This is a genomic window from Micromonospora sp. DT53, from assembly GCF_049841535.1.
Taxonomy (GTDB): Bacteria; Actinomycetota; Actinomycetes; order Mycobacteriales; family Micromonosporaceae; genus Micromonospora.
In genome coordinates, this window is sequence record NZ_JBNCKM010000003.1 from 501,691 (window position 1) to 526,580 (window position 24,890).

Here is a 24,890-nt window from a genome sequence, read left to right on the forward strand (position 1 = left end):
ATCGGCGCCGGCTGTGTCGGGGCGTCGGCGTCCGCCGGGCGAGCCCACCCACCCGGCCTGGACCTGTCAGCCGGTGGCCGGGTACGCGTGGGTCTCGGTCGCCTTGACCGCCACCCAGACCCGCTGGCCGGGGATCAGCCGCAGTTGCGCGGCGGCGGCCGGCGTGACGTCGGCGGCCACCCCGATCGGCCCGTCCAGTTGCACCCGCACGTTGTCACCGTGGCGTTGGACGCCGGCCACGGTGCCCGCCCAGGTGTTACGCGGGCTACCCTCCGGCCGGGCCGGGTGCAGAGCCACCGAGGCCGGGCGGAACGCCACGAACGCTTCGCCGTCCAACCGGTCGGCGACCGTGAGGGTCAGCTCCGGCGACACCCGCACCCCGTGCCCGTCGGCGCGACCCCGGTACAGGTTCAGCCCGACCAGCCGGGCGACGTAGTCGGTGCGCGGCCGGGCGGTGACGCTCGGCCCGTCGCCCTCCTGCACCACCCGGCCACCCTCGACGATGACCAGCCGGTCGGCCAACGCCAGCGCGTCCAGCGGGTCGTGGGTGACCAGCACCGTCGCGCCCGCGTGAGCGGACAGGTGCCGGTGCAGCTCCGCGCGGGTGTCCAACCGGGTGCGGGCGTCCAGCGCGGCGAGCGGCTCGTCCAACAGCAGCAGCGACGGTGCCACGGCCAGCGCGCGGGCCAGCGCCACCCGCTGCGCCTGACCGCCGGAGAGCTGCCGGGGCCGACGCTGTGCCTGCGCGTCAAGCCCCACCCGGCCCAGCCACTCCCGGGCGGCGGCGCGGGCGGCCCGCCGCTCGACGCCGTGTCGGCGCGGCCCGAAGGCCACGTTGTCCAATGCGCTGAGGTGCGGAAAGAGCAGATAGTCCTGGAAGACCACGCCGATCGACCGGTGTTCGGTGGGCACCCAGCCACCGGTTGCCGGGCGGTCCAGGTCGACGCCGTCGAGGGTGACGTGCCCGTCGGTGAGGGGATGCAGCCCGGCCAACGCCCGCAGCGCCGTGGTCTTGCCGGCGCCGTTCGGGCCGAGCAGCGCCACCACCTCGCCCGGCGCGACCCGCAACGGCACGTCGAGCCGGAAGACGCCCCGGTCGACGACGAGCCGGGCGTCGAGAAGTCGGTCGCTCATGCGGTGGTCATCCAGCGGTCCCGCAACGCCACCAGGATGCCCACCGACACGACGAGCAGCACCAGGCTGAGCACGATCGCCGACTCCAGGTCGGTCTCCAACGCCAGATAGACGGCGAGCGGCATGGTCTGCGTCCGACCGGGATAGTTGCCGGCGAAGGTGATGGTGGCACCGAACTCACCGAGCGCCCGCGCCCAGCACAGCACCGCCCCGGCGGCCAGGCCGGGCGCCACCAGTGGCAGCGTGACGTGGGTGAAGGTGGTCCACCGGCTGGCGCCCAACGTCGCCGCGGCCTCCTCGAAGCGGTGGTCGGCGGCGCGTAGCGCACCCTCCACGGCGATCACCAGGAACGGCATGGCGACGAACGCCTCGGCCAGCACGACACCCATGGTGGTGAAGGGCAGGGTGATGCCGAACGTGCTGTCGAGCCAGCCGCCGAGCAGGCCACGCCGGCCGAAGACCAGCAACAGCGCCACCCCACCGACCACCGGCGGCAGCACCAGCGGCACGGTGACCAGCGCGCGTACCAGCCGACGGCCGGGAAACTCGACCCGGGCCAGCACCCAGGCGAGCGGCACCCCGAGCAGCAGGCAGAGCGCGGTGGCCAGGGTGGCGGTCTGCACCGACAGCCGCAGGGCGGTCAACGCGCCCGGCTCGGTGAGCCGCTCCGGCAGGGTCGTCCACGGTGCCTTGATCAACAGCCCGGCCAACGGCAGGACGAGGAACAGCAGCCCCAGCCCGGCGGGGATCAGCAGCGCCGCCGGCACCCGCCCCCGCCGACGGGGCGTGGCCGGGCGCCCGCCGGGTGTGTCGTCGTCGTGGACCTGCCTCACGGAGCCTGGAACCCCGCCTCGGCGAGAACCGCCTGCGCCGGCGCCGACCGGACGTACGCGACGAAAGCCCGTGCGCCGTTCGGATTCGGCGCGTCCTTCAACGCGACGATCGGGTAGTCGTTGACCGCCCGCGCCGACTCCGGAAACTCCACACCTGTCACGTCGGCGCTTGCCGCCCGCGTGTCCGTGCGGTAGACCAGTGCCGCGTCGACCTCGCCAAGCTTCACCTTGGCGAGCGCGCCCTTGACGTCCCGTTCCAGGGTGACCGGCGTCAGCGCGACCCCCGCCGCGTCCAGGGCGGTGCGGGCCGCCGCGCCGCAGGGCACCTGACTGGCGCAGAGCGCCACCTTCACGCCCGGGCCGGTCAGGTCGGCCAGGCCGCTCACCGCCTTCGGGTTGCCCCGGGGCACGGCGATCACCAACTGGTTGCGGGCGAAGATGCTCGGCGTGCCGTCGGCGGCGCCGGCCTCGGTGACAGTCGTCATGTTCGCCGGAGCGGCCGAGGCGAACACGTCCGCCGGCGCGCCCTGGATGATCTGGTTGGCCAGAGCGGAACTGCCGGCCACGTTCAGGTTCACCCTGCTGCCCGGGTTGGCAGCCTCGAAGTCCTTCCCGATGCGGGTGAACGACTCGGTCAACGAGGCGGCCGCGAACACGGTCACCGTGCCGGTCACCCGGCCGTCCCCGCTGCCGCCGGCCGGCCGGTCGTCGCCCGCACCGCAGCCGGCCACCGTCAGGCCCGCCACCACCAGGACAGCTATCGCCGAACGTCTGCTCCGTGTGCTCATCCGCCCGGTCGTCCGTGTACTCATCCGCCCGGTCGTCTCTGCGTTCATCCGCCCGGTCGTCTCTGCGTTCATCCGCCCGGTCGTCTCTGCGCTCATCCGGCCGACCGTCCCCGCGCCGGAGCGGGTGCGGCCCGCTCCACCACCACCGTGGTCGACTTGATCACCGCGACGGCGACCGACCCGACCCGCAGGTCGAGCTCGTCGACGGCCTCCCGGCTCATCAGCGACACGACCCGGAACGGACCCGCCTGGATGTCGACCTGGGCCATCACCGTGTCCTTGCGGACGTCGACGACGATGCCGCGCAGCCGGTTGCGGGCCGACGAGAACTCGGCGCCCGCGTCCGGGTCGGCGGCCTGAGCGCGAGCGAACGCCGCCAGGTCGACGCCATCGACGACCCGGTGGCCGTGCTCGTCGCGCCCGGCCGTCAGGCGCCCGGCGTCCACCCAGCGGCGGATGGTGTCGGCGCTGACGCCGAGCAGGTCGGCGGCCTCCCCGATCCGGTACGTCGTCACCCGCTCACCTTAAACCCCGCAATTGCGAGGGCGAAAGACCTGCACGGGTAGCAACCGCACGGCCATGCCGGTTGTCAGGCCAGCAATTGCGTTCTTCCGCTCGCCTCGAGACGCCTGCGGGCCCTCGGGCCCGCCCCATGGTCGTGCTCGAACCAGGAAGTAGTGGTGTCGGCGTATCGATGAGGCCACTACATCCTGGTTCGAGCACGATCTTGGTGCGGGGTGCGGGGTGCGGGGTGCGGGGTGCGGGGTGCGGGGTGCGGGGTGCGGGGTGCGGGGTGCGGGGGCGTCCCGAACCCGCTCCGGGGCTTCGGGCACGGTGCTCGTCATCAAGATCCGGGCACTATCCGGGATGTTGCTGTCTCCCGCGCGTCGGAGGCAGCAACATCCGGGATGTTGACGTAGATCTTGGCGCGGGTGCGCGGGTGCGCGGGTGCGCGGGTGCGCGGGTGCGCGGGTGCGCGGGTGCGCGGGTGCGCGGGTGCGCGGGTGCGCGGGAGCCGGGCGGGCTTGCGCGAGCCCGCCCGGCAACCGCGAGGGTCAGCAGTTGCGGAGTTCGGGGGACTGGTTGAGCAGTTGGCCACGGGTGGACACGAACCGCCGGTAGCGCTCGCTGTCGACGGCCGACGGGCGGAACGCGGCGACGCGGTGGCAGTTCTGGAAGGCCAGGCGTACGCCGAAGTGCCGCTCCAGGCCGGCGCGGATCGCGTCGCTCGCCAGCGCGCGGAGCAGTTGCCCCCGGTCGTCGTCGGTGGGCGGGGGGACGACGTTGTCGGCCAGTTCGGCGTCGCTGGCCTCCAGTTCGGCGACGACCCGGCTGACGGTGGCCCAGGCGTACGGCAGCGAGTCGCGAACGCAGGCGATGAACGCGTCGTCGTCGACGGGGCCCCGTTCGGCGGCGTCGAGCAGGGCGGGCGGGACAGTGAGCGACATGGTTCTCCTCCGCATCAGATAATGATTACCGTTTTCGATAACGGCATCGACTGAGCAGACCACGTCTCCCCGACGACGTCAACGATGTCCCGGCGCGCCACGCCGCGACCACGCACAGCGCACGCGAAGGCACCCGCACACAGCGCCCGCAGACAGCGCCCGCAAAGAACGCCCGCACCCAGCGCCCGCGAAGAACGGCCGCGAAGAGCGCCCGCGAAGAGCGCCTGCACCGAGCGCCTGCACAGAGCGCCTGCACAGAGCGCCTGCACAGAGCGCCTGCACAGAGCGCCTGCACAGAGCGCCTGCACCGAGCGCCTGCACCGAGCGCCCGCACCGAGCGCCCGCACCGAGCGCCCGCACCGAGCGCCCGCACCGAGCGCCCGCGAAGAACGCCCGCACAGAGCGCCCGCGAAGAACGCCCGCGAAGAGCGCGTCCGGACGGGACCCTGTGCTGGGCGAAGGCGGGCGCGTCAGGGCCTGCGGGGGTGGCCCTTGAGGTGCCGGCCCAACTCGCGGGCGATCTCCCGGTTGGCGTCGCGCTCGGCCAGCGTCTGCCGCTTGTCGTAGGAGCGCTTGCCCTTGGCGAGGGCCAACTCGACCTTGGCGTAGCCGTTCTCGAAGTACATCGACAGCGGGACCAGGGTCACGCCGCCCTCGCGGACCTTGTCCAGGATCCGGTCGATCTCGGCCCGGTGCAGTAGCAGTTTGCGGTTGCGGCGCGGGGCGTGGTTGGTCCAGGTGCCGTAGGTGTACTCGGCGATGTGCAGGCCGTACAGCACGATCTCGCCGTCGCGCTCGTGTGCGAACGCGTCCACCAGCGAGGCCCGCCCCTCGCGTAGTGACTTCACCTCGGTGCCGACCAGCACGATGCCCGCCTCGTACGTGCGCAGCACGGTGTACTCGTGCCGGGCCTTCTTGTTCGAGGCGATCAACCGGCGTGCGGGCGGCTTGGACGGGGTCACCAGGCGACGATATCCGGCCCCCGGGGTAGTGGTGGCGGCCGGTTCAGCCGCGTGCGGGGCGTAGTCGCGCGGTCAGGTCCCGTACCGCGTCCGCGAACGCCTCCTGCGATTCACACGGCCAGTGTCCCAGGATGGGTGGGGGAACGCTGTCGCTGGGGGCTGGCACCACGTCCTGCGGGTCGGTCAACCGCCGGTCCACCGTCGCCGCCGGGCCGGTCAGCGTCTCGGCTTCCCCAGGGCGGTGGGAGGCGAAGATCCAACCGCCGATCGGGTCCGTGTCGCGCCACAGGTTGATCCAGCGCCAGCCGACCCGTTCGCCGATCTCCCGCAGCGCCGGCTCGTCGGCGTACGCCGGGAACAGCCGGGAGTACAGCCGACCCAGCGGCGACCCGTAGGTCAGCAGGGCGACCCGGTCGGTGATCCGGGTGGGTAGTTGCAGAACCGTGGCGGCGAGCAGCACCGAGCCGTGGCTGTGTCCGGCGAGAAGCACACCCTGACCCTGCTCGACCAGGTAGGTGATCCGTTTGGCCAGCTCCGGCACGGCCCGCTCGGCATAACAGGGCGGCGCGAACGGGTGCGCCGCCCGGGGCCAGAAGGTGCCCAGATCCCAGAGCACACCGACGTACCTGCGGAACTGCGCTGTCCGGTAGGCGAAGATGCCGCCCACCACCAGGCCCAGCAGGATCGCGGCGATCACGTAGCTGCCCGACCCGATCAGGAAGTTGACCATGCCCTCGGGCACTCCGACGTAGCGCTGCGCCACGTCGCCCGGCAGGAGTTGGAGCAGGCCGAGCACGCTGGTGGCCAGGCCGAGCGCCGCCAGGGCGGCGTACACCACGGAGAGCGGTTCCAACCGTTCGGTGAAACGGGCCCGGGCCACCGCCTGCTCGACCCGCCGCAGCCGGTCCGCCGCCTGCGGCGGCGCGTGCGGGAAGTCGGCTGCCACGATCGCCCGCGCGGCCCGCCGCCGCCCCTGCCGGGTCACTTTGGTGACCAGGGCGGCCACCAGCAGCGCGGTCATCACGGCCAGGAAAAACCCGAAGATCGCCCACTTGTACGCCAGGGGAGGGCTGGTCTCCAGGCCGTCCGCCGTCGTCCCTTCGCGATCGAGCAGGTCCGCCACCCGGTAGACCAGCTCGGCCGAGAACGCCACGGCGAGCCCGGCCGAGATCGTCATGAAGACCGGCGCTCCCAACGCGCGCAGAGGTGACCGGCGCTGCCCGCCGCCCCGCCGCCAGATCACCAGCGCGGCGAGGGCGGCCACCAGCACGGTCTGGCTGACGAACAGCCAGGCCACGATCGCGCTGTAACCGGGTAGCGCACCGCCCTGCGGCCACGGCGCCGGGCTGATGACGATGTGCACGATCACCAACATCGTCACGCCGCAGGCGATGGTGCGCAGCCCGCGGAACACGCCGTCCACCCGGGGTGACGGGTCGGTGCGGTCGATGCTCGGCACCACGGTGACCAGGACCAGGCAGGCCAGCAGTACCGCCCCGGTGGCGATCAGCAGGATCACCATCACCCACGAGCGGTGCTGGCTGGCCCGCGCGGCCAGCAGGCTGCCGCTCAGTGTGGCGAAGGCCGCCGCGACGTGGACCGAGCGCAGCCGACCCACCAGCGGCTCGCCGTCCCACTGGCCGACGGCGCTCAGCTGGTGTTTCGACGCCGGCGTCGACGGCGTCCGGAACGCGTCGAACGAATGGCCGGGGCGAGCGCCCAGCCACCAGACGAGCCCGATGGCGGCGACCGGCACGAGCGCCAGCACACCCAGGCGCAGCCCGGTGGGGCGTCCGCCGAGCCAGGACAGCCAGCTCCGGCCGGCCAGGCACGACGGGGTGTCCATGCAGCGCCACGCGATCAGGTCCAGTGCCACCCCGACGATGGAGAGCACGTAGAGGGCTGTCAGGGTGAGGGCGAGCACCCGGCACAGCGCCATGAAGCCGCGCGTCGAGACGGTGTTCGCCGGACGCATCCAGAGCGCCACGTTGCAGAGCATGAACGGCAGCAGGAAGACCAGCGACAGCGTCCGCACGGCCGTGCCGGACGGCAGGTCGCTCCAGCGGTACGCCTCCAGCGTCACCCCGTCCGTCCCGGTGGAGTCCGGATAGCCGGGACGCGGTCGGTAGAACCCCCCGCTGCGGTCCCCGGCGACCTGGTGCACGTACGGCCGGTCCAACACCTGGTCCGCCCCCGCGCCGGAGACACCGTGCACCCGCAGCTCCACGATCCCACTCGACGACGACGACGTCGGTCCGGTCGGTGTCGCGTCCGCCATGGGCCCCCCGAGGTGTGCGCGGCAACCGGGCGGGCCGTCGATGTCCGGCCGACCCGCGCGGCTCCCCGGCTTACCCATCTCGAACGCGATCAACCGTGGCCCGAGCCTGGCGATGGTGCGGGCGACCCCCGACAGGTGATTTCATGGCGCCATGGCGAACCCGGTGATCCTGACCGTCGACGACGACCCCGTGGTGTCCCGGGCGGTTGCCCGAGACATCCGGCGCCGCTACGGCGACCGCTATCGGGTGCTGCGAGCCTCCTCCGGGCCGGAGGCGCTGGACGCGTTGCGAGAGGTCAAACTGCGCGGCGAACAGGTGGCGCTGCTGCTGGCCGACCACCGGATGCCGGAGATGACAGGCGTCGAGTTCCTCGAATCGGCCATGGACATCTTCCCGGCCGCCCGCCGGGTGCTGCTCACCGCGTACGCGGACACCGACGCCGCGATCGAGGCCATCAACGTGGTCGACCTGGACCACTACCTGCTCAAGCCGTGGCACCCGCCGGAGGAGAAGCTGTACCCGGTGGTCGACGGCCTGCTGGAGGCGTGGGCGGTCACCCCGGACGCGGCCAGCGCCGAGATCCGGGTCGTCGGGCACCGTTGGTCGGCGCCGTCGTTCAAGGTTCGTGACTTCCTGGCCCGCAACCTGGTGCCGTACCGATGGCTGTTGTCCGACGACCCGGAGGGCGTCCGGCTGCTCGACGCGGCCGGGGCCACCGAGGCGGACGTCCCGCTGGTGGTGACGCCCGAGGGCAAGGCGTTGATCGCCCCGAGCGAGGCCGAGTTGGCCGCGCTGGCCGGGTTGACAGTGGTGCCGGCGTGTGACTTCTACGACCTGGTGGTGATCGGCGGCGGCCCCGCCGGTCTCGGCTCGGCCGTGTACGGCGCCTCGGAGGGGCTGCGCACCGTGCTCGTGGAGCGACGGGCGACCGGCGGTCAGGCCGGGCAGAGCAGCCGGATCGAGAACTACCTGGGCTTCCCGGATGGCGTGTCCGGCGCTCAGTTGACCGATCGGGCCCGGCGGCAGGCGGTCAAGTTCGGCGCCGAGTTGCTCAGCGCCCGGGAGGTGGTCGGTCTCAGCGAGGCCGGTGGCGCCCGGCTGCTGCGCTTCGGCGACGGCACCGAGATCGCCGCGCACACCGTGGTGCTGGCCACCGGCGTGTCGTACCGGGTGCTCGACGCCCCGGGGCTGGCCGACTTCACCGGGCGGGGGGTGTTCTACGGGGCCGCCGCCACGGAGGCGCCGAGCTGCGTCGAACAGGACGTCTACATCGTCGGCGGGGCCAACTCCGCAGGCCAGGCGGCGGTCCACTTCTCCCGGTACGCGTCGAGGGTGCACCTGCTCATCCGCGGTGCGGACCTGACCGCCTCGATGTCGCGTTACCTGATCGACCAGCTGGAACGGATCGACCGGATCACCGTGCATCCGCACACCGCCGTGGTCGCCGGGGCGGGGGAGGACCACCTGGAACGGCTCACCCTCTGCGACACCCGCACCGGGGAGGCCCGCTCGGTCGACACCTCCTGGCTGTTCATCTTCATCGGCGCGGAGCCCCGCACGGACTGGCTGGACGGGGTGCTGGTCCGCGACGGGCGCGGGTTCATCGTGACCGGCCCGGATCTGCTCGCCGGGGGGCGGCGGCCGGCCGGCTGGTCGCTGTCGCGCGACCCGTACCACCTGGAGACCAGCGTGCCGGGCGTGTTCGCCGCCGGGGACGTGCGGGCCGAGTCGGTCAAGCGGGTCGCGTCGGCCGTCGGCGAGGGTGCGATGGCGGTGTCGCTGGTGCACCGCTACCTGGAAGCCCAATGAGCCCCGCAGTCGCGAGCGAAGGAGTCCCTGTGCCCACCGAGTCTGACCGGCTGACACCGGCGCAGTTGCGCACCCTGTTCCTGTTCGAGGCGCTCGACGACGGGCAGCTCGACTGGCTGGCCGAGCGTGGCCGCGTCGAGCAGCGTGCCGGCGGCACCCTCGTGTACGGCGAGGGCGAGGCGGCGACCTGCTTCTTCGTGCTGGTGCGCGGGGCGGTGGCGCTGAGCCGGCAGGTACGCGGAGACGATGTCGAGGTCAGCCGCACCGACCAGCGTGGGGTGTACGGCGGAGCGGTCCAGGCGTACCTGGGTGATCAGGTCGACCAGGTCTACCGCAACAGCATGCGGGCGGTGGCCGACTCGGACTTCTTCGTGCTGCCGGCGGAGGACTTCGCGCACGCCCTGCGGTCGTGGTTCCCGATGCCCATGCACCTTTTGGAGGGGCTGTTCTTCGGCCTGCGGGACTCACAGACCATCGTCGGTGAGCGGGAGCGGCTGCTGGCCCTCGGTTCGCTCTCGGCGGGGTTGACCCACGAGCTGAACAACCCGGCCGCGGCGGCGGTACGGGCAACGTCGGTGCTGCGGGACCGGGTCGCCGGGATGCGGCACAAGCTCGCCATGATCGCCGATGGGCGACTCGACGGCAGCGCCCTGCACGGCCTGGTCGCGTTGCAGGAGGAGGCGGTCGCCCGGGTGGCCACGGCGCCGAAGTTGACTCCGATGGCCACCGCCGACGCCGAGGACACCCTCACCGACTGGCTGGAGGAGCACGGGGTCGCCGGGGCGTGGGACCTGGCGCCGATCCTGGTCGGCGGTGGGCTCGACGCGGCCTGGTTGGCGCAGGTGAAGGCCAAGGTCGGCGCCGCGGACCTGGAGGCGGCGGTGCGCTGGCTCACCTACACCGTCGACACCGAGTTGCTGATGCGTGAGATCGGCGACGCGGTCACGCGGATCTCCGGGCTGGTGGACGCCGCCAAGCAGTACTCGCAGCTGGACCGCGCGCCGCACCGGGTGGTGGACGTGCACGACCTGCTCGATGCCACGCTTGTGATGTTCAAGGGCAAGATCCCCGCCGAGGTCAAGCTGGTCCGCGAGTACGACCGCAGCCTCCCGCCGGTGCCGGCGTACGCGGCCGAGTTGAACCAGGTGTGGACCAACCTGATCGACAACGCGTTGGGCGCGATGGGGGAGAAGGGCGTGCTGACCGTCCAGACCGGACGGGTCGGCGACCAGCTGACGGTGGAGATCACCGACACCGGGCCGGGTATCGCGCCGGAGGTGCGTCCGCGCATCTTCGAGCCGTTCTTCACCACGAAGCCGGTCGGCTCGGGCACCGGCCTGGGGCTGGACATCTCGTACCGGATCGTGGTGCACAAACACCACGGCGACATCCGGGTGGAGACCGAGCCGGGACGAACCACCTTCCGGGTGCTGCTGCCGATCACGGGGGGTGCGCCGGACGTGCCACGCGACGCGCCGGCTACCTAGAGACATCGGGTGGTTGCGCGCAGTAGTCTCGGGCGGCGTCTGTGATCCCGCCCCCGAGGAGGGTTCCGTGGAGTCGATGGCCCGCCAGCGCATCCCCGTCGAGGACGACCAGCCGGACGATCCACCAGGCACGATGCTGCCGGAGCTGGAGGATCGCGACTGGCTGCACCACGCGCAGGAGTTCGCACACACCAGCTTCCGGGCGGTGGCCCGCCGACTGCCCCGGCTGGTCCGGGAAGCGGTCGGCCTTGCCTGGTCCACCAACCGCCGCGACACGATCGCCTCCATCGGCCTGAACATCGCCGCCGGGGTGATGACCACCTTCGGCCTGCTCGCCACGACAAGCGTGCTCCGCGAGTTGTTCGCCGCCGGCCCCACCCCGGACCGGGTCCGTTCGGCCCTGCCGGCCCTGATCGTGGCCGCGGCGGCGGTGTCGGCGCGAGGTGGCCTGACCATCGCGGCCGGCTGGGCCCAGGCCCGGCTGACCCCACAGATCAACTATCAGGTGGAGCTGCGGCTGTTCGAGGCCACCACGGCGGTGGACCTGGCCGCGTTCGACGACGCCGGCTTCGCCGAGGAGATGGACCGCGCGCGCGACCGGGGGATGGGCGAGGCGGCGTGGATCGTCGACCACACCGTCAACCTGGTCACCGGCGTGGTCGGGATGCTCGCCACCGCCGTCGCGGTGACCGTCATCCAACCGCTGCTGCTGCCCTGCCTGCTGCTCGCCGCGATTCCCCAGGCGATCACTGCGGTGCGGATGGCCCGCCGGGAATACCTGGCCATGCTGGCCCGGATCACCCGGCGACGCCGGATGTGGATGCTGGCCCACCTGATGGCCAACCGGCACACCGCCGCCGAGGTGCGGGCGTACCAGATGCGCGAGTTCCTGCTCGCCGAGTACCGCGGGGTGATGGCGGTCGAGACCCGCGCCCAACTGCGGTTGGTCCGCTCGCAGACCGGCACCCGGGTCGTCGGCGCCACGGTGGCGGGGCTGGCCACCTTCGGTGTGTACGCGGTCCTCGGCGGCCTGCTGTTGAGCGGGATGGTCGCCCTCGCCGCCGCGGCGACCGCTCTGCTCGCGCTGCAGTCCGCGCGGACCAGTCTGGGCGTGGCGGTCGTCGCCACCAATTCGCTCTATGAGGACGCGCTCTACTACCAGGACTACCGGGATTTCCTGGCCCGTGCCCACGCCCGGGTGCCGATCGGGGGCGACCGGGTGGCCGACGGTGTCGGCATGATCGAGGTGGACGACGTGAGCCTGAGCTATCCGGACACCGATGCCCCGGCGGTGGACGGGGTCAGCCTGACCATCCGCCGGGGTGAGGTGATCGCGCTGGTCGGCGAGAACGGCTCCGGCAAGACCACTCTGGCCAAGCTGATCGCGGGGCTCTATCAGCCGACCGGCGGGGTGATCCGTTGGGACGGCGTCGACGCCGCCGAGTTGGACCCGCACGCCCTGGGCGCCCAGGTGGCCGTGATGACCCAGGAGTGGTGGAAGTTCCCCTTCACCGCCGGGCAGAACATCCGCGTCGGGCGGCACGACCGCCCGCCGGATCGCTCCGGCCCGAGTGTCCAGGAGGCGGCCGCCGCGGCCGCCGCGCACGACATGATCGTCGGCCTGCCGCACGGCTACGACACGCTGCTCGACCGCGAGTTCAAGGACGGCCACGAGTTGTCCGGTGGGCAGTGGCAGCGGCTGGTCGCGGCGCGCGGCCTCTATCGCGACGCCGCCCTGCTGATCTGTGACGAACCCTCGGCCGCCCTCGACGCCCGCGCCGAACACGCCCTGTTCCAACACCTGCGCCGCCACCCCGACCGGGCCGTCGTCCTGATCACCCACCGGCTGGCCAACGTCCGGCACGCCGACCGGATCTTCGTGCTGGAGCGGGGCCGCCTCGTCCAGCAGGGCAGCCACGACGAGCTGATGGCGGCAGGCGGTCTCTACCGCGAGCTGTTCACCCTGCAGGCCAGCGGCTACCTGACCGACACCGACGAACGCCGCCCCGCCGACACCCACTGACCCGAGTTGTTGATCAAGAGGTTTGCGTCAGGATCTGGTCCACCGGTGACGCAAACCTCTTGATCAACGCGGCGGGGAGTGGGTGGTCAGGAAGTCGGTCAGGATGTGCGTGTGGGTGGAGAACGCCAACTCGGCCGGGTCGGTGAGCACCAGCCACTCGGTCGCCTCCTCGGTCGGCGCCGACGGTGGCAGGTCCTCGGCCGCCCGCTCCGGCAGCACCCCGAAGACCATCACCGTGCCGCCCGCCGGTGAGCTCTGCACCGCGAGCAGCCGAGCGTCCTCGGCCGCCGCGACCAGGCCGGTCTCCTCCTGCAGCTCACGGACGAGCGCGTCGGACCACTCCTCGCCGTACTCGATGAAACCGCCGGGTAGCGCGAGCAGGCCGCGGGCCGGCTCGATGTCCCGGCGGACCACCACCACGCCCAGGCCCTCGGCCGTGCGGACCGGCAGCACCGCGACCGCCACCGGCAGCGGGCTGCGCCAGACGGTCTCGCCGCAGACCGCGCACACCCGCGGCCATCCGGCAGCCGCCGGGTAGGCGGCGCCACAGTAGGAGCAGTGCGAGTACTGCGTGCCGGTCATGCCGCCGCACGTTACTCCGACCTCCGCCCAGACTGCCCCGCCGCCACCCCCGCACGCCCATGCCGCCAGCCCGCCCGGCGCGTGCCGCGCGTTCAGGCCGCTCAGGCCTGCGGGGCGCCGGTGTAGAAGGCGGTGGTGCGTTCGGCGGCGGCCTTCGCCTCGTCGGCGTCGGTGCCGGCGGCGATGCTCGCCTCGCACCACAGGTGGCTGCTCAGCTCCATGGCCCGTCGTCCCTCGGCGGAGGCGGTCCACTCGGCACCCTGTTCCGGGGTGATCCCGCTGCCGTCGCCGGCCAGGTGCGAGGCGAGGCCGAGGAGCCCGAGGTCCCAGCCGACACCTACCGCGCCCGGCCCGAACTGGGCCCACCGGTCCTGGTCGACGTGCGCGATGTGGTCCAGGTCGAGGCGGGCCCGCTCGTCGCCGACCGGGCTGACCCGCACCTCGATCCAGCTCACCTCGCCGCCCATCTCCCAGGTGGCGGTGAAGCGGTGCGGCGGCTCGCAGCTCTCGACGGTGCCGCCGGCGTTGCCCTGGAGCTGGTACGTGCCGCCCAGCCGCAGGTCGCCGGAGATCGGCAGGAACCAGCGCGGAATGCGCTCGGCGCTGGTGCAGGCGTCCCACAGGTCCTCGGCCGTCGCCTGGTAGGTCTGGCTGATCGTGGTGACCCGCGCCTCACCGGCTTCCAGGGTGCGGCTGCCGACCTTCCGCTGCACGGCGTTGATCTGCTCGGTGGCGTCGAACATCAGGTGTTCCTCTCGTCGGGTGGGTCGGCGGGCCCGCGCAGCCGACGCTCACGTCGGCCCCGGGCCAGCTCGGTGGCGAGTGCCGCCAGGGGTGGGGTCCAGAACCGGCGGAAGTGCTCCAGCCAGCCGTCGACCTCGCGCAGTGGGCGTGGGTCGACCGCGTAGAGGCGCCGGGTGCCCTCCGGCCGCACGGTGGCGAAGCCGTTGTCGCGCAACACCTTGAGGTGCTGGGACACGGCGGGCTGGGAGATGCCGAACTCCTCGCGGATGACCGCGCTGACCGCGCCGGCGGTCTGCTCGCCACCGGCGAGCAGCTCCAGGATGCGGCGCCGGACCGGATCGCCCAGCACGTCGAAGGCGTGCACGACGACAGTTGTATCACCGAGGGCTTATTTAAGCCAGCCTTGATACTCCGATGAGCTTGTCCAGCCGGATCGGCAACTCCCGGATCCGTACGCCTGTCGCGTGGTGCACGGCGTTGGCGACCGCCGCCGCGGCGCCGACGATGCCGATCTCGCCGACGCCCTTCACCCCGGCCGGGTTCAGCTCGTCGTCCCGCTCGTCCAGCCAGTACGCCTCGATGGACTCCACGTCCGCGCAGCCAGTGATGTGGTAGGTGGCCAGGTCGTGGTTGACCCAGTCGCCGTACCGCTCGTCGAGCACGCCCTCCTCGTGCAGCGCCATCGACAGTCCCATGGTCATGCCGCCGATGAGCTGACTGCGCGCCGTCGTCGGGTTCACCACCCGACCCGCCGCGAACACCCCGAGCATCCGGTTCAACCGCACCTCACCGGTGTCCGCGTCGACCCGCACCTCGACGAACTGCGCCCCGTACGCGTACCGGGGCAGCGCGGGCAGCCCACCCACCTCCTCGGTGGTGTCCGCCTCGGCGGTCACCTCGCCGGTCGGCGGCCCGCCGTCGCGCAGCTTCTCGCGCAGCGCCTGCGCGGCGCGTATCACCGCCCAGCTCCAACTCGCGGTGCCCATCGAGCCGCCGGCCAGCGCCGCCGTCGGCAGCGCGCTGTCCCCGATCCGGATCTCCACCCGCTCCGGCGGCACCCCGAGGGCGTCGGCGGCCACCTGCCAGATCGCCGTCCGGGCGCCGGTGCCGATGTCGGTGGCGTTGATCCGGACCAGGAAGCTGCCGTCGGGCCGGGCGGTGGCCGTCGCCGACGATGGCCGGGCCCGGGCCGGGTAGCTCGACCCGGCCACCCCCGTCCCGATCAGCCAGCGCCCGTCGCGCCGGGACCGGGGCGACGGATCACGGCCGGCCCAGCCGAACCGCTGCGCGCCCTCGCGCAGGCAGGCCACCAGGTTGCGGCTGGTGAACGGGCGGCCCTGATCGGGGTCGACAGCTGTGTCGTTGCGGACGCGCAGCTCCACCGGGTCGATGCCGACGGCGATGGCCAGTTCGTCCATCGCCGACTCCAGGGCGTACGCGCCGGGGCACTCGCCGGGGGCGCGCATCCAGAACGGCGTGGGCACGTCGAGGCGGACCAGCCGATGCGTGGTGCGGCGGTGCGGTGCGGCGTACATGCTGCGCGTGTAGACGGCGGTCTGTTCGGCGAACTCGTGCACCGTCGAGGTCTGGCTGACCGCGTCGTGGCAGATGGCGGTGAGCCGGCCGTCGGTGTCGGCGGCGAGGCGGACCCGCTGGATGGTGGGGGTCCGGTAGCCGACCGGCCCGAACAGTTGCTGGCGGGTCAGCGCCAACTTGACCGGACGATCCACGTGCCGGGCGGCGAGGGCGGCCAGCACCACCGACGCCTTGGCGTACCCCTTGCTGCCGAAGCCGCCACCGACGTGCTCGGCGACGACCCGGATCGACTCCGGCGGCAACTCGAACAGCTCGGCGAGGGTGGCGCGCACCGGCGTCGCGCCCTGGGTGGAGTCGTGCACCAGCAGCCGCCCGTCGTGCCACTGCGCGGTGGTGGCGTGCGGCTCCATCGGGTTGTTGTGGTATGCCGGCGTCCGGTAGGTGACGTCCACCCGCACCGGGGCGGCCGCGTACCCGGCGTCGAAGTCGCCCTCGGCGGTGTCCGTTGGATAGCTGGGGTTGACGTGGTCCGGCTTGTACAGGCCGGGGTGGTCGTCGGTGAGCACGGTGCTGTGCGGGCCGGTGTCGTAGTCGATCCGGACCAGTCGGGCGCCCTCGCGGGCCGCCTCCAGGCTGGTGGCCACCACCACCGCGACGTACTGCCCCCGGTAGTGCACAGTCGGTTCCTGCAACAACCGCAGCTCCGGCTGCGGGCCGGGCGCCATCCGGGGCGCGTTGCCGTGGTGCACCACGGCCAGCACGCCGGGCGACGCCAGCGCCTCCGTCGTGTCGATCCGGGTGATCCGGCCGCGCACCACCGCCGACGGGACCGCCCAGCCGTAGCTGACCCCCTCCACCGGGTACTCCACCGCGTACCGGGCCGTGCCGGTGACCTTCGCGGAGCCTTCCAACCGGGGGTACGCCCGGCCGACCGCCCCGGTGCTCACGACGCCGCCAGTTCGGTGAGCGCCCGCACCGTGATGGCCCGGGTCAGCGGCAGCTTGAAGCCGTTGTGCCGTAGCGGGCGCGCCTCGGCCAACTCCGCGTCGGCCGCCCGTGCCGCCAACTCCGGGCTGAACGGACGACCGCGCAGCTCCTCCTCGGCCCGGTACGCCCGCCACGGCCGGTGTGCCACCGCGCCGTAAGCCAGCCGCACGTCGCGGACCACGTCCCCGTCGAGGTCCAGCACCGCGGCCACCGAGCCGGCGGCGAAGGCGAACGAGGCACGGTCGCGCACCTTGAGGTACGTCGAGCGGCGCGCGGCCGGTAACGGCGGCAGCCGGACGGCGGTGATCAGCGTGCCCCGGGCCAGCGTGGTCTCCCGTTCCGGGTGGGTGCCGGGGGAGCGGTAGAGGTCGGCGATCGGGATGTCGCGGGGGCCGTCGGCCTCGTGCACCTCCACCACCGTGTCGAGGGCGGCCAACGCGACGGCCAGGTCGGAAGGGTGGGTGGCCACGCACTGCTCGGACCAGTCCAGCACCGCCAGGTCGCGGTTCTGGCCGTGCAGGGCGGCGCACCCGCTGCCCGGCTGCCGTTTGTTGCACGCCTTGCTGGTGTCCTGGAAGTAGACGCAGCGGGTGCGCTGCAACAGGTTGCCGCCGGTGGTGGCCATGTTGCGCAGCTGTCCGGAGGCGGCGGCGAGCAGGGCGCGGGCCAGCACCGGGTAGTCGCGGCGCACCACCGGGTGCGCCGCGAGGTCGCTGTTGCGGACGGTCGCGCCGATCCGCAGGCCGCCGTCGGGCACCTCCTCGACGGTGTCGAGCGGGAGCCGGGTCACGTCCACCAGCACGTCGGGGCGCTGGACCCCGAGTTTCATGAGGTCCACCAGGTTGGTTCCGCCGCCGAGGTACGCGGCCTGCGGTTCGGCCGTCAGCACGGCGACCGCCTCGGCCACGTCGGCGGGCCGGTGGTAGCGGAACGCCCTCACGAGGAGGCCGCCGTCTCGCGCACGGCCGCGACGATGTGCGGGTACGCGGCGCAGCGGCACAGGTTGCCGGCCATCCGCTCGCGGATCTCCGCGTCGGTCAGGTCGGCGGGCGTGTTCAGATCGCCGGTGACCGCGCTGGGCCAACCCCGGGAGACCTCGTCGAGCATGCCGCGGGCAGAGCAGAGCTGCCCTGGGGTGCAGTATCCGCACTGGAACGCGTCGTGCGCGATGAAGGCGGCCTGCAACGGGGACAGCTCGTCCGGCCCGGCCAGCCCTTCGACGGTCACCACCGACCGACCGTCCACGGTGACCGCGAAGACCAGGCAGCTCTTCACCCGACGGCCGTCCAGCAGCACTGTGCAGGAGCCGCACTGGCCGTGGTCGCAGCCCTTCTTCGCCCCGGTCAGGTCGAGGTGCTCGCGCAGCGTGTCGAGCAGTGTGGTGCGGTTGTCCAGGGTCACCTCGCGGGACGCGCCGTTGACCTCGACCGTCACCCGGGACGAGTGCCGCTCGTCGGTCGTCGTCGCGTTCTCCGGTCCGCCCTGCACCGGCCCAGACTAGCTTTGTCGGTATATTCCGGGGCGAATAACGCGAAGCCCTTCGTACGGGAGGGGACGACGGTGACCGCCGGGCTGCTGCTGGCCGCCGGCGCCGGTCGGCGCTACGGCCGGCCGAAGGCGCTTGTCGAGCTGGCCGGCGAGCCGCTGGTGCGGCGCGCGGTCCGGTTGCTCCGCGATGGCGGCTGCGCGCCCGTGCACGTGGTGCTCGGCGCGGGCGCCGACGAGGTGCCCGACCTGCCCGGAGCGGTGCTGGTCCGACACGACCGTTGGGCCGACGGGCTGGGCTCGTCGCTGCTGCGGGGCCTGGCCTCGCTGCCGGCCGCCGTACCGGCCGCCGTCGTGGTCCTCGTTGACCAGCCGCTGCTCAGCCCGGTCGCGGTGCGCCGGGTGCGCGCGGCGTACGCCGACGGCGCGGTCGTCGCCGTCGCCACCTACGCCGGCCGGCCCGGGCACCCGATCCTGCTGGCTCGGCAGACCTGGCCGCTGCTGAGCGGTTACGCCGTCGGCGACCGGGGCGCCCGCGACCTGCTGCGCGACCGGCCGGACCTGGTGGTCGAGGTGCCCTGTGCCGACGTCGGCTCCCCGGTCGACGTGGACACCCCGGCCGACCTGCTCCGACTCCGCCCGCTCAGCGACGGGTGAGCCAGCGGGGGGTTTCGTCCGATCGGGACGGGAACGGCCGCCCGGGGTGGACACCCCGGGCGGCCGCTCGCACCGCCCCCGTTCAGGCCACCGGCGCCGTGGTGCCGGTCGTGCGGGCGAGCTGGTGGGCGCGGATCAGCTCGGCGTAGCGCAGGCCACTCGCCTTCACCGTCCGGCGCTGGGTGGCGTAGTCGACGTGCACCAACCCGAAGCGCTTGTCGTAGCCGTACGCCCACTCGAAGTTGTCAAGCAGCGACCAGACGAAGTAACCGTCCAGGGGAACCCCGCGGGCCACCGCCGACGCGCAGGCGGCCAGGTGCTGCTCCAGGTGGTCGGTGCGCTCCTTGTCCTGCACCGTGCCGTCCGGGGTGACCTCGTCCTCCCACGCCGAGCCGCTCTCGGTGACGATGATCCGGCCCGGTCGGTACTCCTCGTGCACGTCGACGAGCAGCCGCTCCAACCCCGCCGGGTACATCTCCCAGCCCATGGCGGTCTCCACCGAGCCGGGCACCGGCACCTGCCGGGCGTACGGGGCCGCGCCGGCCGGGTCGTCGACCACCAGCTGGCGGAAGTAGTAGTTGACCCCGAGGAAGTCCGTCGGCGTGGCGATCACCGCCAGGTCGTCGCCGCGCACCGGCGGCTCGACCCCGTAGGTGGCGATCATGTCGGCGGGGTAGCCGCGCCCGTGGATCGGGTCCAGCCACCACCTGTTGACGTGCCCGTCCGCCCGGCGGGCCGCCGCGACGTCCTCGGGTCGGTCGGTCGCCGCCTCGATCGGGCTGAGGTTGAGCACCAGACCCACCGAGGCCGGACGGGCCGCGTTGGCGCGGATCGCCTGCGTGGCCAGGCCGTGCCCGAGCAGCACGTGGTGCGAGGCGTGCACCGCGCGGGTGAGGTCCCGCTCGCCGGGGGCCATGGTGCCCTCCAGGTGCCCGATCCAGCACACGCAGAGCGGCTCGTTGACGGTGCACCAGTCGGCGACCCGGTCACCGAGGCGGCCGGCCACCACCGCCGCGTAGTCGGCGAACGCCTCGGCGGTGGCGCGCTCCGGCCAACCGCCGGAGTCCTGCAGAACCTGCGGCAGATCCCAGTGGTAGAGCGTGACGAACGGCCGGATCCCGTCGGCGAGCAGCGTGTCGACGAGCCGGTCGTAGAAGTCCAGCCCGGCGGCGTTGACAGGCCCGACGCCGTCGGGCATCACCCGGGGCCAGGCTACCGAGAACCGGTACGCGTCCACGCCGAGCCGGCGCAGCAGCGTCAGGTCTTCCGGCCAGCGGTGGTAGTGGTCGCAGGCCACCGCGCCGGTGTCGCCGTTGTCGACAGTGCCGGGGGTCGCCGAGAAGGTGTCCCAGATGGACGGCGCCCGGCCGTCGACGTCGACGGCCCCCTCGATCTGGTACGCCGCCGTGGCGACACCCCAGAGGAAGTCGGGTGGCAGCTTGGACAGGTCGGGCACGGGACGGTTCTCCTCTGGGGTTGGATGACTCACTTGACCGCGCCGGCGGTGAGACCGGCGACGAAGTAGCGCTGCAGGGCCAGGAACCCGACGACGACCGGGATGCTGACCACCAGCGAGGCGGCCATGATCTGGTTCCAGTAGACGTTGAACTGGGTGGAGTAGCCCTGCAGGCCGACCGCCAGGGTGCGGCTGCCCTCGTCGGTCATCACCGACGCGAAGAGCACCTCACCCCACGCGGTCATGAACGCGTACACGGTGACCGCGACGACGCCGGGTACGGCGGCCGGCAGGATGACCTGGAACAGGGTGCGCAGCGGACCGGCGCCGTCGACCTGCGCCGCCTCGTCCAGACCGCGCGGGATCGAGTCGAAGTAGCCGACCAGCATCCAGATCGAGAACGGCAGCGAGAAGGTCAGGTACGTGATGACCAGACCGGTACGGCTGGCGTACAGCTCGATGCCTGTGGCGTTGCCCAGGTTGACGTAGATGAGGAACAGCGGCAGCAGGAACAGGATGCCGGGGAACATCTGCGTGGACAGCACCGTCACCGTGAAGACACCCCGACCGCGGAACCGGTACCGGCTCACCGCGAACGCGGCGAAGATGGCCACCGCCACCGAGCAGAGCGCCGCGATGCTCGACACCACAAGGCTGTTCACCAGGTACCGGGCCAGCGGCACGGTGCTCCACATGTCGATGAATGGTTGCAGGGTGGGCCGGCTGGGCCACCAGGTGAAGCCGTTCTGCACGTCCTGCAACGGCTTCGCGGCCGAGGTGACCATCACGTAGAGCGGGATGACGACGAAGAGGGTGAGCAGGGTCAGCACGATGCGCCGACCCCAGCGCTCGCCGGCGGTCTCACGCATGGTCGTCCCTCCGACGGTTGGTGATCAGCAGGTACGCGGCCGAGACGACCATCAGGAACAGCAGCAGCGCCACCGACATCGCCGACCCGGAGCCGAAGTCCCAGGTCTTGAAGGAGCTGCGGTAGATGTGGATGGAGATGAGGTCGGCCTGCTCCGGCGCGGAACCGCCGAACAGCACGAACGGGGTGTTGAAGTCGTTGAACGTCCACAGGAACAGCACCAGCAGCAGCACCAGGTTGACCGGCCGCAGCATCGGCAGGGTGACCGAGCGCAGCCGACGCCAGAAGCCGGCGCCGTCGATCGCGGCGGCCTCGTACAGCTCGCCGGGCACGTTCTGCAGCCCGGCCATCAGGCACAGGAACGCGAACGGCCAGTTGCGCCAGACCGACACGACAAGCAGCGACCAGAAGCTGTTGTCGCCGATCAGCCAGAACGGCCGTTCGTTCAGCAGCCCGAGCTGGTCCACGAGCACGTGGTTGACCAGGCCGGTGTCGCGTTGCAGCAGGAAGCTCCAGGTGATCACGGCGGCGTAGACCGGCAGCGCGTACGGGGTGAGGAACAGCGCCCGCAGGATCGCCCGTCCACGGAACGGCCGTTGCAGGACGACCGCCGCGGAGATGCCGAGTAGCCAGGCGAACCCGACCGAGAGCAGGCTGTAGGCCAGGGTGACCCAGAACGAGTGCAGCAGTTCCTTGCCGGCGGCGCTGTTCAGGTCGAGCGTCGCCCGGTAGTTCTCCAGGCCGATGAAGGGCGCGGTGGACCAGTCGCGGATGTGGAACTGGGTCAGCTCCAGCAGGCTCATCCAGACCCCGACCACCATCGGGACGACGTGGATGGCGAGTTCCAGCACGATGGCCGGTGCGAGCAGCAGATAGGGCAGGAGTGAGCGGCGGGGGCCGCGGGGCCGGCGGGCCGGCCTCCGGGCCGGCGACCCGGCCCGGGGTTCGCGTCGGTCGGCGTCCGGCGCGGTGGTGCTGGTTGCCATCGGGGTCCTCTCGGAGGCGGTGGCCGTGGTCGGGCTCAGCGCCCGACCACGGCCACCGGTGACGCCTGGGTCAGCGCATCTTCTGCTGCGCGTCGGTCAGCTTCGCCTTCACCGACGCCTCGGTGACCGGCTTGCCGCTGGCCGCGTCGGCGAACAACTCCTTCATCGCGGTGCCGACCAGGGTCTCGAAGGTGCTCTCGTCGGGCACCTGCGGCAGCGGGGCCGCGGTGGTGACCAGAGTCTCCTGAATGGTCTTCTGCTCGGTGGCGCTGAACGCCGGGTCGGAGGCCGCGGTCTTCACCGCCGGCAGCGAGCCGTACGTCTTGTTGAGGATCGTCTGCTCCTCGTCGCTGGTCATGAACTTGACGAAGCTCAGCGCGCCGTCCTTGTTCTTCGTGTGCTTGAAGACAGCCATGTTGATGCCGGCGACCATGCTGTTGACCTTCTTGCCGCCGGCCGGCGGGCTGGCCAGGAACGGCACCGGGGCCACCCCGTACGCGTCGGCGGGCATGTTCTGCGTCTTCAGGTTCGACCCGGCGGACTGCCACAGCAGCATGGCGGCCTTGCCGTTGGCGAAGTCGGAGACCGACTGGTTCTGCGCGTACTCGGCGTTGCTCGGGTTGGTGATCTTGTCAGCGGCCATGAAGTCGATGTACCGCTTGATCGCCGAGACGTTCTGCGGGGTGTCGAAGGTCGGCTTGCCGGCCGAGTCGAACCACTCGCCGCCGTACTGCTGACTGAAGGTGAAGGCGTGGTGGGCGTTCTCCGACGGGTTGGCACCCTCGATCGCCAGACCCCACTTGCCGCCGGTGCTCAGCTTCTTGCCGTACTCGGCGAGCTGCTCCCAGGTGGTCGGCGGTGCGGTGATCCCGGCGTCGGCGAACGACTTCTTGTTGTAGTACAGGCTGTACGCCATGCTGTAGAGCGGCACGGCGGCCGGCGGCTTGCCGGGGGCGCCGGCGGCGGCGAGCGCGGCGGGGACGATCCGGTCCTTGCCGCCGACGGCCTGCAGGGCGGCGTCGTCGAACTCGACGAGCGCGCCGGTGGCCTGCAGCGACGCCGACCAGGTGTTGCCGATGTTGACCACGTCCGGGCCCTTGCCGGAGGCGGCGGCCGCCAGCAGCCGGTTGAGCAGATCCGACCAGGGGACCACCTCGACGGTGACCTTGATGCCGGTCTGCTTCTCGAACTTGTCCAACTCCGGCTGGAGGGTGGTCTTGTCGGCCTCCAGGCTGGCGCCCTGGTTGCTGGCCCAGTAGGTGAGCGTCTTCGGCGATGCGGCGGAGTCGTCGCCGGAGCCACCGCAGGCGGTCAGCGAGGCGGCCGCCAGTACGGCGGCGGTGAATATCCCGAGGTGTCGTCTCGACACGGGTCAGCCCTTCCGGTGCGTGGTGGGGGTCCGCCGGCCTTCGTCGCCGATAGGGGTCGGGCGACGGAGCCGGCTGCGGACAGGGTTCGGGGGTGCGCCGTCGGGGTCCGTCGGCGTTTCCCGGGAGTTACATCACGGCTTAATTTATGTCGTCATTAAAGTTGCTGGCAGGTGGGTCGTCAAGCACGAGGCGGTTACAGTCGCCTCGAACGGCCGACGGGAACGAGGTGACGAGTGGAGCTGGCGCGTGCCACCAACCGCAGCGTGCGGTTGCGCAACCGGTCCGCCCTGCTGACCAAGCTCTTCCTGGACGGCCCGCTCACCCGGCAGGACCTGGTGCGCAGCACCGGGCTGAGCCAGCCAGCGGTCAGCAACGTGGTGGCCGACATGATCGACGAGGGGCTGGTCGTCGAGGCCGGGGCCGCCGAGTCCGACGGCGGTCGGCCCAGCATGCTGCTGCGGATCGCGCCCCGCTTCGCCTTCGTCGTCGGCGTGGACGTCGGCGAGACCCGGGTCCGGGTGGAGCTGTTCGACTTCGCGATGACCCTGCTGGCCAGCGTCGAGTACCCGCTCGACCCGGCCCGCACCGAGCCCGACCTGGTGGCCGGGCACGTGCTGGCCGGCATCGACGCGGTGACCGGCCGGGCCGGCGTGGCTCCCGGCGACGTGCTCGGCGTCGGCATCGGCGTCTCCGGCGTGGTCGAGCAGGGTGCCGAGGCCGTCGTGCACGCCCAGGCACTCGGCTGGGACCGGGTGCCGCTGGAGCGTCTGATCGGCGCCGGCACCGACCTGCCGCTGCACATCGACAACGGCGCGAAGACCCTCGGCCAGGCCGAGATGTGGTTCGGCGCCGGTCGGGGCGCCCGGCACGCCGTCTTCGCGCTGGTCGGCTCCGGGGTGGGCGCTTCGGTCGTGACCAACGGCGCCACCTACCGCGGTGCGTCCAGCAGCGCGGGGGAGTGGGGGCACACCACCCTGGTGTACGGCGGCCGGGCCTGCCGGTGCGGTGCGCGCGGCTGCCTGGAGGCGTACGTGGGGGCGGAGGCGATCATCGACCGCTACCGCGAGGCCCGCCGGGGTCGACAGGTGCCGGGCGAGGACGAGGAGTCCCAGATCGCCGCGCTGGTCGCCGCCGCCGAGACCTCGGCCACCGCCCGACGGGTGCTGGACGACACCGCCGGCTACCTCGGCGCCGGGGTCGCCAACCTGATCAACCTGTTCAACCCGGAGCGCGTGGTGCTCGGCGGCTGGGCGGCGATGGCCCTCGGCGACCTGCTGCCGGCCGTGCGGGAGGCGGCCGGCCGGCAGGCGCTGCGCCAGCCGTACGAGCAGGCGTCGATCGAGCTGTGCCGGCTCGGGGTGGACGCGGTGGCGCTGGGCGCGGCAACCCTGCCGATCGCCCGCTTCCTCACCGAGGGCGGCGTCCGCCGCTGAGCGGTGACGACGGCTCCGCCGAC

At 72.3% G+C, this 24,890-nt stretch carries 22 protein-coding genes; 5 read left to right on the forward strand and 17 right to left on the reverse strand.

Going from position 1 to position 24,890, the window contains the following annotated elements; genetic code table 11:
• Positions 1-66: 66 nt before the first annotated feature.
• The 7 genes from ACLQ3B_RS13625 to ACLQ3B_RS13655 form a co-directional block, all read right to left on the reverse strand.
• Positions 67-1,134: an ABC transporter ATP-binding protein gene (locus ACLQ3B_RS13625; protein WP_425780677.1), complete on the reverse strand. Its 1,068-nt coding sequence runs from the start codon at positions 1,132-1,134 to the stop codon at positions 67-69.
• Positions 1,131-1,967 (reverse strand): ABC transporter permease, encoded by an 837-nt coding sequence (locus ACLQ3B_RS13630; RefSeq protein WP_425780679.1) that lies wholly within the window; start codon positions 1,965-1,967, stop codon positions 1,131-1,133. The genes ACLQ3B_RS13625 and ACLQ3B_RS13630 overlap by 4 nt, the downstream gene beginning before the upstream one ends.
• Complete coding sequence (gene modA / locus ACLQ3B_RS13635) at positions 1,964-2,755, reverse strand: molybdate ABC transporter substrate-binding protein (RefSeq protein WP_425780681.1); 792 nt, start codon at positions 2,753-2,755, stop codon at positions 1,964-1,966. The genes ACLQ3B_RS13630 and modA overlap by 4 nt, the downstream gene beginning before the upstream one ends.
• Before the next feature lie 92 nt (positions 2,756-2,847).
• On the reverse strand, positions 2,848-3,270 hold the full coding sequence (locus tag ACLQ3B_RS13640) for a TOBE domain-containing protein (RefSeq protein ID WP_425780682.1): 423 nt from the start codon (positions 3,268-3,270) through the stop codon (positions 2,848-2,850).
• 540 nt (positions 3,271-3,810) lie between these two features.
• A complete protein-coding gene (locus ACLQ3B_RS13645; protein ID WP_425780684.1) occupies positions 3,811-4,203 on the reverse strand; it encodes an SCO5389 family protein in 393 nt (130 codons plus the stop codon).
• Positions 4,204-4,673: 470 nt separating this feature from the next.
• Complete coding sequence (smpB, locus tag ACLQ3B_RS13650; RefSeq protein WP_124822617.1) at positions 4,674-5,165, reverse strand: SsrA-binding protein SmpB; 492 nt, start codon at positions 5,163-5,165, stop codon at positions 4,674-4,676.
• 43 nt (positions 5,166-5,208) lie between these two features.
• Entirely contained in the window at positions 5,209-7,392 is a 2,184-nt protein-coding gene (locus ACLQ3B_RS13655; protein WP_425780687.1) for a hypothetical protein, read from the reverse strand.
• A 202-nt stretch (positions 7,393-7,594) separates the two neighbouring features.
• On the opposite strand from ACLQ3B_RS13655, the gene ACLQ3B_RS13660 reads away from it, so the two are divergent.
• The 3 genes from ACLQ3B_RS13660 (at position 7,595) to ACLQ3B_RS13670 (ending at position 12,763) form a co-directional block, all read left to right on the forward strand.
• The gene (locus ACLQ3B_RS13660; RefSeq protein WP_425780689.1) at positions 7,595-9,253 is read left to right on the forward strand and encodes an FAD-dependent oxidoreductase; all 1,659 of its coding nucleotides are present in this window, start codon (positions 7,595-7,597) and stop codon (positions 9,251-9,253) included.
• Positions 9,254-9,282: 29 nt separating this feature from the next.
• On the forward strand, positions 9,283-10,740 hold the full coding sequence (locus ACLQ3B_RS13665; protein ID WP_425780691.1) for an ATP-binding protein: 1,458 nt from the start codon (positions 9,283-9,285) through the stop codon (positions 10,738-10,740).
• 76 nt (positions 10,741-10,816) lie between these two features.
• Positions 10,817-12,763, forward strand: coding sequence for an ABC transporter ATP-binding protein (locus ACLQ3B_RS13670; protein WP_425780904.1), 1,947 nt, complete (start codon positions 10,817-10,819; stop codon positions 12,761-12,763).
• Positions 12,764-12,826: 63 nt separating this feature from the next.
• Here ACLQ3B_RS13670 and ACLQ3B_RS13675 read toward each other — a convergent pair whose 3' ends face one another.
• The 6 genes from ACLQ3B_RS13675 to ACLQ3B_RS13700 all read right to left on the reverse strand — a co-directional run bounded on the left by ACLQ3B_RS13675 (position 12,827) and on the right by ACLQ3B_RS13700 (position 18,046).
• Positions 12,827-13,345 carry an NUDIX domain-containing protein gene (locus ACLQ3B_RS13675; protein ID WP_425780693.1) on the reverse strand — a complete coding sequence of 173 codons (519 nt, stop codon included), beginning with the start codon at positions 13,343-13,345 and terminating at the stop codon, positions 12,827-12,829.
• 101 nt (positions 13,346-13,446) lie between these two features.
• Entirely contained in the window at positions 13,447-14,088 is a 642-nt protein-coding gene (locus ACLQ3B_RS13680; protein WP_425780694.1) for an SRPBCC family protein, read from the reverse strand.
• On the reverse strand, positions 14,088-14,453 hold the full coding sequence (locus tag ACLQ3B_RS13685) for an ArsR/SmtB family transcription factor (RefSeq protein ID WP_091398629.1): 366 nt from the start codon (positions 14,451-14,453) through the stop codon (positions 14,088-14,090). The genes ACLQ3B_RS13680 and ACLQ3B_RS13685 overlap by 1 nt, the downstream gene beginning before the upstream one ends.
• A 28-nt stretch (positions 14,454-14,481) precedes the next feature.
• Entirely contained in the window at positions 14,482-16,572 is a 2,091-nt protein-coding gene (locus tag ACLQ3B_RS13690; protein WP_425780697.1) for a xanthine dehydrogenase family protein molybdopterin-binding subunit, read from the reverse strand.
• The gene (locus ACLQ3B_RS13695; RefSeq protein ID WP_425780699.1) at positions 16,569-17,552 is read right to left on the reverse strand and encodes an FAD binding domain-containing protein; all 984 of its coding nucleotides are present in this window, start codon (positions 17,550-17,552) and stop codon (positions 16,569-16,571) included. Before ACLQ3B_RS13695 ends, ACLQ3B_RS13690 begins: the two co-directional genes overlap by 4 nt.
• Positions 17,549-18,046: a 2Fe-2S iron-sulfur cluster-binding protein gene (locus ACLQ3B_RS13700; protein WP_425780906.1), complete on the reverse strand. Its 498-nt coding sequence runs from the start codon at positions 18,044-18,046 to the stop codon at positions 17,549-17,551. The genes ACLQ3B_RS13695 and ACLQ3B_RS13700 overlap by 4 nt, the downstream gene beginning before the upstream one ends.
• 126 nt (positions 18,047-18,172) lie before the next feature.
• Here ACLQ3B_RS13700 and ACLQ3B_RS13705 point away from each other — a divergent pair, with 126 nt between their 5' ends.
• The gene (locus ACLQ3B_RS13705) at positions 18,173-18,754 is read left to right on the forward strand and encodes a nucleotidyltransferase family protein (protein ID WP_425780701.1); all 582 of its coding nucleotides are present in this window, start codon (positions 18,173-18,175) and stop codon (positions 18,752-18,754) included.
• Between the two features lie 82 nt (positions 18,755-18,836).
• Here the strand turns inward: ACLQ3B_RS13705 and ACLQ3B_RS13710 are convergent, their stop codons facing one another.
• The 4 genes from ACLQ3B_RS13710 to ACLQ3B_RS13725 all read right to left on the reverse strand — a co-directional run bounded on the left by ACLQ3B_RS13710 (position 18,837) and on the right by ACLQ3B_RS13725 (position 23,433).
• Positions 18,837-20,210, reverse strand: coding sequence for a GH1 family beta-glucosidase (locus tag ACLQ3B_RS13710; protein ID WP_425780703.1), 1,374 nt, complete (start codon positions 20,208-20,210; stop codon positions 18,837-18,839).
• A 29-nt stretch (positions 20,211-20,239) separates the two neighbouring features.
• On the reverse strand, positions 20,240-21,079 hold the full coding sequence (locus tag ACLQ3B_RS13715) for a carbohydrate ABC transporter permease (protein ID WP_425780705.1): 840 nt from the start codon (positions 21,077-21,079) through the stop codon (positions 20,240-20,242).
• A complete protein-coding gene (locus ACLQ3B_RS13720; RefSeq protein WP_425780707.1) occupies positions 21,072-22,064 on the reverse strand; it encodes a carbohydrate ABC transporter permease in 993 nt (330 codons plus the stop codon). Before ACLQ3B_RS13720 ends, ACLQ3B_RS13715 begins: the two co-directional genes overlap by 8 nt.
• 70 nt (positions 22,065-22,134) lie before the next feature.
• On the reverse strand, positions 22,135-23,433 hold the full coding sequence (locus tag ACLQ3B_RS13725) for an ABC transporter substrate-binding protein (protein ID WP_425780709.1): 1,299 nt from the start codon (positions 23,431-23,433) through the stop codon (positions 22,135-22,137).
• Between the two features lie 234 nt (positions 23,434-23,667).
• Between ACLQ3B_RS13725 and ACLQ3B_RS13730 the strand changes: the two genes are divergently transcribed.
• Complete coding sequence (locus tag ACLQ3B_RS13730) at positions 23,668-24,867, forward strand: ROK family protein (RefSeq protein ID WP_425780711.1); 1,200 nt, start codon at positions 23,668-23,670, stop codon at positions 24,865-24,867.
• The last annotated feature ends 23 nt before the right edge of the window (positions 24,868-24,890 follow it).